This window comes from Halobellus captivus (assembly GCF_007655485.1).
In the GTDB taxonomy this organism is placed as follows: Archaea; Halobacteriota; Halobacteria; order Halobacteriales; family Haloferacaceae; genus Haloquadratum; species Haloquadratum captivum.
The window spans coordinates 174,594-184,052 of record NZ_VJXQ01000005.1; the positions used below are offsets into that span (position 1 = coordinate 174,594).

Annotated in this window: 8 protein-coding genes; 3 read left to right on the forward strand and 5 right to left on the reverse strand. The window is 53.2% G+C overall.

The window, feature by feature from the left end:
- Positions 1-204 precede the first annotated feature (204 nt).
- The gene (locus FJT57_RS13410) at positions 205-1,596 is read left to right on the forward strand and encodes an FAD-binding protein (RefSeq protein WP_144906057.1); all 1,392 of its coding nucleotides are present in this window, start codon (positions 205-207) and stop codon (positions 1,594-1,596) included.
- A gap of 247 nt (positions 1,597-1,843) precedes the next feature.
- On the opposite strand, the gene FJT57_RS13415 is transcribed toward FJT57_RS13410, so the two are convergent.
- Positions 1,844-2,836: an aminopeptidase gene (locus FJT57_RS13415; protein ID WP_144906059.1), complete on the reverse strand. Its 993-nt coding sequence runs from the start codon at positions 2,834-2,836 to the stop codon at positions 1,844-1,846.
- Between the two features lie 153 nt (positions 2,837-2,989).
- Here FJT57_RS13415 and FJT57_RS13420 point away from each other — a divergent pair, with 153 nt between their 5' ends.
- Together FJT57_RS13420 and FJT57_RS13425 are read left to right on the forward strand one after the other, a co-directional pair.
- A complete protein-coding gene (locus tag FJT57_RS13420) occupies positions 2,990-4,354 on the forward strand; it encodes an MmgE/PrpD family protein (RefSeq protein ID WP_144906061.1) in 1,365 nt (454 codons plus the stop codon).
- 239 nt (positions 4,355-4,593) lie between these two features.
- Positions 4,594-5,928, forward strand: a complete 1,335-nt coding sequence (locus FJT57_RS13425; protein ID WP_144906063.1) for a CapA family protein — start codon at positions 4,594-4,596, stop codon at positions 5,926-5,928.
- Between the two features lie 167 nt (positions 5,929-6,095).
- On the opposite strand, the gene FJT57_RS13430 is transcribed toward FJT57_RS13425, so the two are convergent.
- The 4 genes from FJT57_RS13430 to FJT57_RS16710 form a co-directional block, all read right to left on the reverse strand.
- Positions 6,096-6,791 carry a thioredoxin family protein gene (locus FJT57_RS13430; RefSeq protein WP_144906065.1) on the reverse strand — a complete coding sequence of 232 codons (696 nt, stop codon included), beginning with the start codon at positions 6,789-6,791 and terminating at the stop codon, positions 6,096-6,098.
- 142 nt (positions 6,792-6,933) lie between these two features.
- Positions 6,934-7,929, reverse strand: coding sequence for an ABC transporter permease (locus FJT57_RS13435; protein ID WP_144906067.1), 996 nt, complete (start codon positions 7,927-7,929; stop codon positions 6,934-6,936).
- Positions 7,929-8,975, reverse strand: a complete 1,047-nt coding sequence (locus FJT57_RS13440) for an ABC transporter ATP-binding protein (protein WP_144906069.1) — start codon at positions 8,973-8,975, stop codon at positions 7,929-7,931. Before FJT57_RS13440 ends, FJT57_RS13435 begins: the two co-directional genes overlap by 1 nt.
- On the reverse strand, positions 8,975-9,459 hold a 485-nt coding region (locus FJT57_RS16710), incomplete at its 5' end, for an ABC transporter ATP-binding protein (RefSeq protein WP_203229186.1). The genes FJT57_RS13440 and FJT57_RS16710, both read right to left, overlap by 1 nt.

The window sequence follows — 9,459 nt, forward strand, 5'->3', positions numbered from 1 at the left end:
GGATTCCGAGGCGGAGAATCGCTTCTCTCTAGCAACGAAAGGAATATACTGATAGCTGTTCCACGAAGAGTATGCCATTACCGATTGCATCGGGAGCGGTACGAACCACAGGGGAGATAGTGAATCTCTGTCACCCCCTCGAACGATCTAGAATGAGTTGCCGTCGTCGTTCACAGAGTGGTGACACCCGTTTCAACCAGGAATATGTCGACTGATTCAATTCAGAGCGACGTTGTAGTCGCTGGATCGGGGCTCGCCGGACTCGTCTCAACAGTTCGTGCATTGGAAGTGGGTGCAACGGTAACACTGCTTGAAAAAGGACATCGGCTCGGTGGCACGTTACCAGTCACCGGCGGGACGTTTGCAGTCGATAACGATGCCGACCCCGCAATTGAGGCTCACGAACCAATTGAGGATAGCCTCAGTTGGTTAGAAGAGATTGGTATTCCGGTTCACGAGCCGCAACACCAGTGGCTGATGAAGCATATCAAACGGGTCGGTAGTATCGAACCAGAAGAGTTCATCACTGGAATGAGAGCGATAATCGAATCGAAGGGCGGTGATATTTATCTGGAAACGCCGCTGGAAGAGATCAGCACAAACACTGCGGGAGAAGTAGACGGCGTCCACGCATACAATAGCGAAAGCGGGCGAATTACTATCGAGACGCCGAGCGTGATATTAGCGACCGGTGGGATTGTGGGCAATGAAGAACTTGTTGAGCGGTACTTTGGCAACGCAGACATACTGTTGACTCGCCAATACTGGTCGACTGGAGATGGGTTCCTCGCCGCACAAAAACTCGGGGCGAAGACGACCAAGGGCCTGACCGACCCGGTCGGTCACAGTATGCCCGGAAGACCTGCCGAAATCGGATATGATGACCTTCGTGCGGCGCAAATGTATGAGACAGAGGGAATTGCGATTGACAGTACTGGAAAGCGGTTCACAAACGAGGCCAAGTATGAATCTGGCTCTGTGAGTTTCATTAATGACCTGATCGAGAAACCGGATGGTGACGTGTTCCTCATAATCGATCAAGAACTGTATGACACAAAGACGAACCAGCTCTCGGATGCCCCAACTAACGGTTCCCGCCTTGAACAAGCCAGAAAACTTGGGGCACCGGTGTTAGAAGCGGATTCGATCGAAGCACTTGGTGACAAACTTAGTGCAGTTGGGGTCCACGGACAGCGCGCAGTCGAAACGATCACAGAATTCAATGAGGCGATGCGAACGGATACCGCTGATTCGCTTGAACCGCGGCGCACGAATCTTCTGGCCCCGATTGATGAGCCGCCATTTTATGCGGTTGGTGTCCGACCAGGACTGGTTCTTGTGCGTGGTGGGCTTGATATTGACGAGCGCGCACGCGTACTCGGACGGGCGCGTTCGACGAGCACACTTGATCTGGAGCCGACTCACGAGAAAGAATGGATGCGTGAACCGATTCTGGGGCTCTACGCTGCTGGTGTCGAGGTCGGTCGACCGTCGACGCACAGTTACTACCACTTAGGATATTCACTTGGGTTGGCAACGGGTCGAATAGCCGGATCTGCAGCCGCCGAGTACGCGCTTCAGCGTCGTACTGATTAGACTGGGTGAGCAGCTCGTTCTACCATCCAATCCTCGCAGCATATCCGGTTTCTAAAAGCAGACGTCCCTCGGGTTCTCGGTATCGCTGCGATCTCATAACCTCCGGCTTTACCCACCCCCTGCTAAATTATCAATACCAATCTGTCCTTTAGATGTGATTCGTACGGATCATAACGACCGTACCAAACCGGGACGAAATAATTAGTCGGGCAGTCGATGCTGAAAGTCGGTAAACAGTTCTCCAGCGCTACTCAAGGGCTATTTCACCGTCTTGAACGATGACCTCATCGTCGATGAGTAGCGTCGCGCCCCCGAGAACCCCATCAATGTGTACGGCGGCATCGACGTCGCCGCCGGATCCAACAGCGATGTGGAGGTATCCGCTCGCCTTTTTGTCTTCTCGAAGCCGCCCGGTTATCTCCGCACCGGGATTGGTGTTCACCGATATCTCACCGATATTGTACACGTTTGGATCGTCGAACTGATCCAGAAACGCACGCAGTTTCCTCGCTTCGTGGCCTCCAGTTATCTCGGTAACGAACCCATCCTCTACTTCGGCGTGGATCGGATCGTCGATAGCACCGATCTCGTGCATTGTCGTGTCCCAGACGATCGTCCCGTTCGTAGTTCCGAAGACGGGCGTGATGGGTGATTCACCGTCCGGGAACGCACAGATTCGAACGGACGAATGATCATCGTCCTCCAATTGATCGTTCCCTTCGTCGCACCTAGCAGCGTGCACGGATGCTTGTTGTCCCGAAATATCTGCCACTAGGTCCGTGCCTGCATCCGACGTGATTTTGACGGTCGATCCCGCATCCCACTTCTGTTTGACTTTATCGCCGGTTCGTTTGATTTCGTCGTAATCTGCGGCTGCGGCCCCACTGGCGAGTGTTTCAGGGGTAATCTCTGACATTAAAATCACCTTTTTCCCGGCACCGATGACCTCGGATCCAGCGTCACTGTGGCCGAGACCTTTAGATGTCGCCATAAGGATGAGATCCGCACCCAGCATCGCGTCTGTGACCGGCCGTGGCGGTTCAGCGTGGGAGTATTCCGACTGCGGCATAACGACGACTGTCGGCTTGTGTCCGAGCGAACGTGCGGCCTTGTTCAGCACTGACCATACGGTTGGATCCATCCCCGTGTCGGAGACAATAACGATGTCATCTCCATCTTCCGCATTGTACTCGAAGGGTTTTTTTGCATTTTCGATCATTTCCGCTTCTCTGACCGTCATAATCAATTATGCATTGATCGCCCCTTATTAAATATCTTCCTTAGGGCCACACAATCGATATTCGGGACTGATTCCGTATTTTTCACCTTCGAAAAACTGGCCATCATCTCATTATAACCTTAGGCTTAAGTCCTCGACCTGAGTGGCGTACTTATGGCATCTCCCGACACAGTGGATAGTCTGGCGTCGTATGCCGCCGGTCTTGAACTCAGAGACGTTGACGAGGACACACGAGAGGCGGCAAAAACGAGGATCACTGATTCGATCGCATCCGGGCTTGGAGCTGTTCTAATCGCCGACCCGACGATTGACCGCGTAATCGATTTTTCAGCACAGAAGCCCGGTGATGCCCAGATTCTTGGGACAAAGCGAACTGCGCCGGTGGAATATGCTGGATTAGCTAACGCGACGCTAATTCGATATCTCGACTGGAACGACTATCACGCCGAAGAAAACAACCATGGGAGCCTTTCGATCGGTCATGCGTCAAGTAACCTTGGCGCTCTCCTTTCTGTCGCTGACGCGTATAATTGCAACGGCGAGGATCTGTTGCTCGCGACGGTTCTAGCATACGAGCTCCATCTTCGGTTTGCTGATGAAGCATCGCTTTTCCACGATGGGCTTGATCACGTCAACTATGGCCTCGTGTCGAGCACACTTGCGGCAGGTAAATTAAAGGGATTATCCGAATCGGAACTGGCAGAAGCGGTCAACATCGCGATGAGCGGCCATGTCGCTCTGTGGCAGACGAGGTGTGGCGAGCTGACAGAATGGAAGGGAATTTCCTTCGGCAACACGGTCCGAAATGCACTCGTTTCGACCGATATGGCGCAATCTGGCATTCACGGGCCTCCCAAAATCATCGAGGGGGAAGCGGGATTCGCAAACTTGCTCTCGCATCCGATTACCTTCGATCCAGAAACATTCGGTGGCAACGGCGGCTCCTATCGGATACACCAGACAAATATCAAACAGTATCCTGTCTGTGGAGCGTTACAGGAGCCCGTCGAGTGCGTCTTCGATGTTATCGACCGCCACAATCTCCATTGGACAGATATCACGGGTATAGAGGTACTTATAGCGGAGGATGCTATCGACCTCACCGCTGCGGAAGAGGAAAAGTGGGATCCACAGAACCGAAATACTGCGGACCACTCGCTCCCGTACTGTATTTCGCGAGCCCTCATTGATGGGGAACTTGGCCCGCAGCAGTTCGTCAGTGAGAAGATTATGGATCCGGACGTCCGCGAACTGTTCAAAATGATCAGAGTAACGGAGGATCCAAACGAAAAGACAGTCACTGTGGAGACGGCTGAAGAGACCTATGAGATCTCGATCGAGCAACCACGAGGGCATCACGAGCGACCCCTCACAGCCGAGGGCATCAAAGCTAAACTCGCGAGGGCCTTGGGGATGCCAACAGACAGTGAGACGGTCACTGACATTACTATCTGGATCGAGGAGATGGAGTCGAAGCCTTCTGTTTCGGGCTTGTTTTCCCTTGCCGAGTTAGCGTAGTATCCCACTGCTGACGTCCCCCATTTGAGAGAGGGACTGTTTTTCCCTTGTATCCCATCTTGTCCGCTATCGCCAGGATTGACGAATATCTATCCCAACAATGAGGAACTCACACCGCTATGTTCGCCGTTCTGACCCGAGGATTTATGAGTTGCGGAGGAAAATCGGATTGTGATGTACCCAACTGTTACTGCTGCTGAAGATGCAATACAGTCCTATTTCGTTATGGGAGAAGCACGATGACTCACGCTGTGGCTGTTTCGGGCGACGCAATAATCAACCGCCGCATTTCACACCTCGATGATCCGGCGTTTCAAGCAGTTGCGGATATCTTTCAGGAAGCCGACCTGAGTTTCACCCACTTGGAAACCCTCATTCACGACTTTAACGGACCAGAAGTGTATGCACCCGCTGAACCTGGGGAGATGGCGATGCGGTCACCAGAGTCTGTACTAGCGGAATTAAACTGGTTGGGTATCGATGCTGTCTCTCACGCATCTAATCACGCACTTGATTACGGTTATGGGGGGCTTCGATCGACCTGGGATGCCGTGGATGCGGCAGGGATCCCGCTCGCTGGGACGGGGGGAGACCTCGCCGACGCCCGGGAGGCGACCTACTTTGATTCGCCGTTGGGACGGGTTGCACTGATCTCGATGACTACCTCGTTCACGAGGTGGAGTCGTGCGGGAGCGGCCAGATACGACCACCGCGGTCGCCCCGGGTTGAACCCGTTGGGGTACCACTATGAGGTAGACGAAACTACACTCCAAACGGTGAAATCGCTCGCGGAACAACTCGGGATGTGGATCACAGAATTCCACGATGGTGAATGGGTGCTCAACCCTCCGGGGCTACACAACACACTCACCCGATTCGTCGAGGCCGATGTCGATGGCGTCAGACTGGCTGTCGATGACCGTGATCGCGGGGGTAATCTGCGGGCAATTAAAAACGCCGCGAGACAGGCGGATTTTGTGATTACACACCTCCATACTCACGTGTGGGACCCTTCGGGATCGATCGCTGACCCACCAGCATTTGTCAGACAGTTTGCTCGCGACTGCGTCGACGCAGGGACTGACCTGTTCGTTGGGCAGGGGAGTCACTCGCCGCTCCGCCCTCTCGAACTGTACGATGACACGCCGATATTTTACGATCCGGGTGATCTTCTTCTGATGGTCGAGGGCGCTACTAAGCAGCCGATGGAGTTCTACGAGCGGTTTGCCCACAACCTCGATACTGATCCGGAAACAGCTACTATTGCAGAGGTGTATGATGCACGTCCCGCAGGCTTCCACACCGCAGAGAACCCTCCTGGGGGATACACCTCGGGACCAGTGGACGGTTTAGTCGTCCCAGTCTGTGACTTCAATGACGACCTGTCGCTCGAACAGATCACTCTCACTCCGGCAAAGATCCGTCGAGAAGCGGGCGCATACGCCGGTGTCCCAGTGCGTGCGGAGGGTACGAACGCCACCGAAATTCTGGAGCATCTCGATTCGGTCTCGGAACTTGCCGGTGCGTCGATTGAAATCAACAATAAAACGGAACAAGGCGTTATTCGGCTCTGACAAAATCGATCGTTACACGGATATTTCGGTGCGGCTGGCTTTCGTGTTATTGTCGAGCCTACTCGTGGCTATTTCTCGGACAATTTGTGCAATCTGGACTGCAACGAAAAAGACCATATCTGTTTTGTTCCTGTCCTCACGCGTCGGATGCTCACACTTCGTGAGGCCTACAACGCTCTATGCTTCTCGATCTCGGTTTCGAAAACATCCTGATACTGGGCACCGTAGAGTCGAGCATCGACCAGACCCTCATAGAAGAAAAGGACCGCAGGACCGCCGCGGACATCGTACTGATCTGCAAGTAACTCTTGATGCGCTGGGCCATACACCGCAAAGAGAGCGAGATCCTCACAGACATCTCCGAAAATCTCGTCTAGGTCGCGTCGCACAGTCTCACAGGGGTCGCAGTCATCAAGCCAGACGTAGACAACCGCTTTCTCGTATATGTTCGCGACAAGTGGAAGGCGGGTTCCTGAGATGGGGAGGAACGCCATTGGAGCACCGTCAGCTGGTGGGCCGTCAAGCCGAAACGAATCAAGCACAGAGATCACAGCTAGTCGATCACTGTGTGTCAGCGATCTTTCATCAAGCTCTACTATCGCGAGGTATTCTGCAACGACTGCTGGAGCCACCTCAGCGAGGTCAAGTAGTACTGAGGTCTGAGCCGCTTCTGGGAGGCGTCCCTCAACCACTGTTCGAATATCTTCTGAGGGTATCGTGTCGAGTTCATCTCGATATCTCTCGAAGTGTGACTCGAACTGTTCGGTAAGTCGATATTCAGTCTCATCTCTGGACGTGACGATGCCGGAGTCGATCACTGTATCGAGTAGTTCGACAGATCCGTCCTCGGAGGAGATTTCCATATGCGATTAGGAAACAACCGGCGAGGTTAAACCCATTGGTGAAAGGCTCAGCTGGGAAAACCAACGGTGCAAGACGTTCAATCATATCGATTTCCCCGTAGTACGGCAGCGATTGAAACTCGAAACGGAGATTGGATATTAATTACTGGTCGACCTGCACTCGTGGATCGATCCACCCGTAAATTATGTCGACAGCAAAGTTCGCGATAATGATGAACGTCGCAATCAGGAAGAACACAAACTGGATAAGCGGATAGTCGCCAGCGAATACAGCTTGCACAAGCGTGTACCCGATTCCTGGCCAGTTGAACACCGTTTCAACCAATACGAGCCCGCCGATTCCTTGGGCAATTGACGTGGGATAAAGCGTGATCACTGGAAGGGATGCGTGTTTTGCGATGTTTACCAGGCGCTTGGTCTTCGGGAGTCCCGTGACCTTTTGGTACTGGTTGAATCCTTGCTGGACCACCTCGACGACGTTAGTCCGCATAACCAAAGCTGGCATGAACGCATACCGAAGCGCAATCGCGGAGAATGGGAGGATGTAGTGGACCAAAAAGTCCGTCGTAAGGTACACCCGCCACCAAGCTGTGCCGCTGTAGAGACGGCGTGTTTCCGAGGAAATCAGCCCACCGGTTGGGACCCATCCGAGGAAACTAGCGAAGATCATCACTAGAATGATTGCAACGAAGAATGACGGGAACGTTCCGATGAAAAACAGCGAGGAGATTCCATATTTCTCGACGAGAGAACCACGCTTCGTCCCAGCAATAACACCGAAAAAGGAGCCGACGATGTATCCGGTAGTGATTGCGGGTACGACGAGGATGAGCGAATTGAAGACGCCACGGCGGAGGATGTCGATCACCGGTTGTCGGTACTGAAGAGACATTCCCGCGTTTCCATCGGCTAAATTAACGAGATACCGCCAATACTGGACGTACAGCGGATCGTTCAACCCCCACCGTTCTTCGAACTGCGCGACAGTCTGGGGATCGGCACCGCTGAAAATCAATTGGTCACTGACACTCCCCGGCATCATCCGGAAGAAGAAAAATAAGAATGTCAGGACAAACAGAATCAGGACAAATGTTTGAATCGTCCGTTTGAGGAAGTACCGAAGACTCAGACCAGCCATCAGTGTTGCCCCCCAACAACCGATTCTCTACTGTCGTGCGCGTCAAGTTGCTCGTGATCGTAGTACAAGTGACACGCTGCGTAATGTTCTGATTCGTCTTGGCTGTCGAGTGCGTTGACAAATTCAGGTTGGGTCTCGCAGATAGGCATTCGCTCCGAACAACGATCTCGGAAGCGACACCCATCGTCCAGCCCGATCGGATCACGCGGACTGCCATCCATCTCCGTTCGTTCCCGGGAACTGTGGGGATTTGGCCGCGGAATCGCGTCAATTAACGCCTGTGAGTACGGATGCTTCGGATCATCGAGCAGCTGTCTCGTTGGCGCCTGTTCGACGATTCGTCCCAGATACATCACGTTGATTCGGTCACAGACGTACGAAACCGTTGAGAGGTCGTGAGAGATGTATATGATCGAAACGTCATACTCCTTCTGAATCCTCGAAAGGAGTTTGAGAACTGCGGCCTGCGTCGAGACATCGAGCATCGAGACCGGCTCGTCGGCAAGGATAATATCTGGATCGATGACGAGGGCCCTTGCGATGCCGACGCGTTGGAGCTCCCCCCCACTGAGCTCGTCTGGATAGCGGTACAGATACCGGTCCGGTGGTCGGAGTTCTACCTGTTCTAATGTCTCTTTGATTCGGCTCTCCCTGTCGCTTATTCCGTGTAACTTCAGCGGTTCCATCAAGTAATCTATGATCTTCATCTTCGGATTGATCGCGTTGAACGGGTCCTGGAAGATGATCTGGACATTCTTGCGGTATGCCTTCCAGTCCGCTTTCGTGAACTCAGACATATTTCTCCCGTCGTACACGATATCGCCACCAGTGGGGTCGTACAGTCCCATCAGCGTCCGAAGCAGCGTTGTCTTCCCACATCCACTCTCACCAATCACACCAATCGACTCGCCGGTTTTCACCTCTATGTTGACCTTGTCGACAGCCTGTACGCTGGGTTCGTCCTGTCGAAGAAGCCAGTTTTTGAGGCTGCGGTTTACATTAAAGTACTTTTCCAGCTCCGTCGTTTCGAGGATCATTTCGGACATTAGTCCTCGACCTCCATCGCGATATTCTCTCGCTGGGTTGAATCCTGTACCGCTTCCATTCGAACGCAGGCAGCCAGATGCTCTTTCTCACCATCGGCTCCGCTTACCGCTTCTAGTGGCGGGGCACCTTGGCGGCACTCAGATTGAGCCCACGGGCAGCGATCGATGAACGTGCAGAAATCGGTATCACCGGTGAGCTCCGGTGGATAGCCGTCAATTGTCTGCAGTTCACGATCGGGATGGTCAACGTCTGGAAATGCCTGCTGGAGGAGAATTGAATATGGATGGTGGGGCGAATCAAAGATATCCACGCAAGATCCGGTTTCAGCGATTTGTCCACTGTGCATTATTGCCATACTGTCACAGGACTCAAATATCACGCTAATATCGTGTGTGATGAGTATCATACTTACATCTGTCTCCGCTTTGATACGGTCCAGGTACTTGAAAATCTGATCCTGCATAATGACGTCAAGGGCAGTCG

Excerpts from the sequence above, each read along its gene's own strand:
- FJT57_RS13410 (WP_144906057.1), top strand. The coding sequence starts at position 205 with ATGTCGACTGATTCAATTCAGAGCGACGTTGTAGTCGCTGGATCGGGG.
- FJT57_RS13415 (WP_144906059.1), bottom strand. The coding sequence starts at position 2,836 with ATGACGGTCAGAGAAGCGGAAATGATCGAAAATGCAAAAAAACCCTTC.
- FJT57_RS13420 (WP_144906061.1), top strand. The coding sequence starts at position 2,990 with ATGGCATCTCCCGACACAGTGGATAGTCTGGCGTCGTATGCCGCCGGT.
- FJT57_RS13425 (WP_144906063.1), top strand. The coding sequence starts at position 4,594 with ATGACTCACGCTGTGGCTGTTTCGGGCGACGCAATAATCAACCGCCGC.
- FJT57_RS13430 (WP_144906065.1), bottom strand. The coding sequence starts at position 6,791 with ATGGAAATCTCCTCCGAGGACGGATCTGTCGAACTACTCGATACAGTG.
- FJT57_RS13435 (WP_144906067.1), bottom strand. The coding sequence starts at position 7,929 with ATGGCTGGTCTGAGTCTTCGGTACTTCCTCAAACGGACGATTCAAACA.
- FJT57_RS13440 (WP_144906069.1), bottom strand. The coding sequence starts at position 8,975 with ATGTCCGAAATGATCCTCGAAACGACGGAGCTGGAAAAGTACTTTAAT.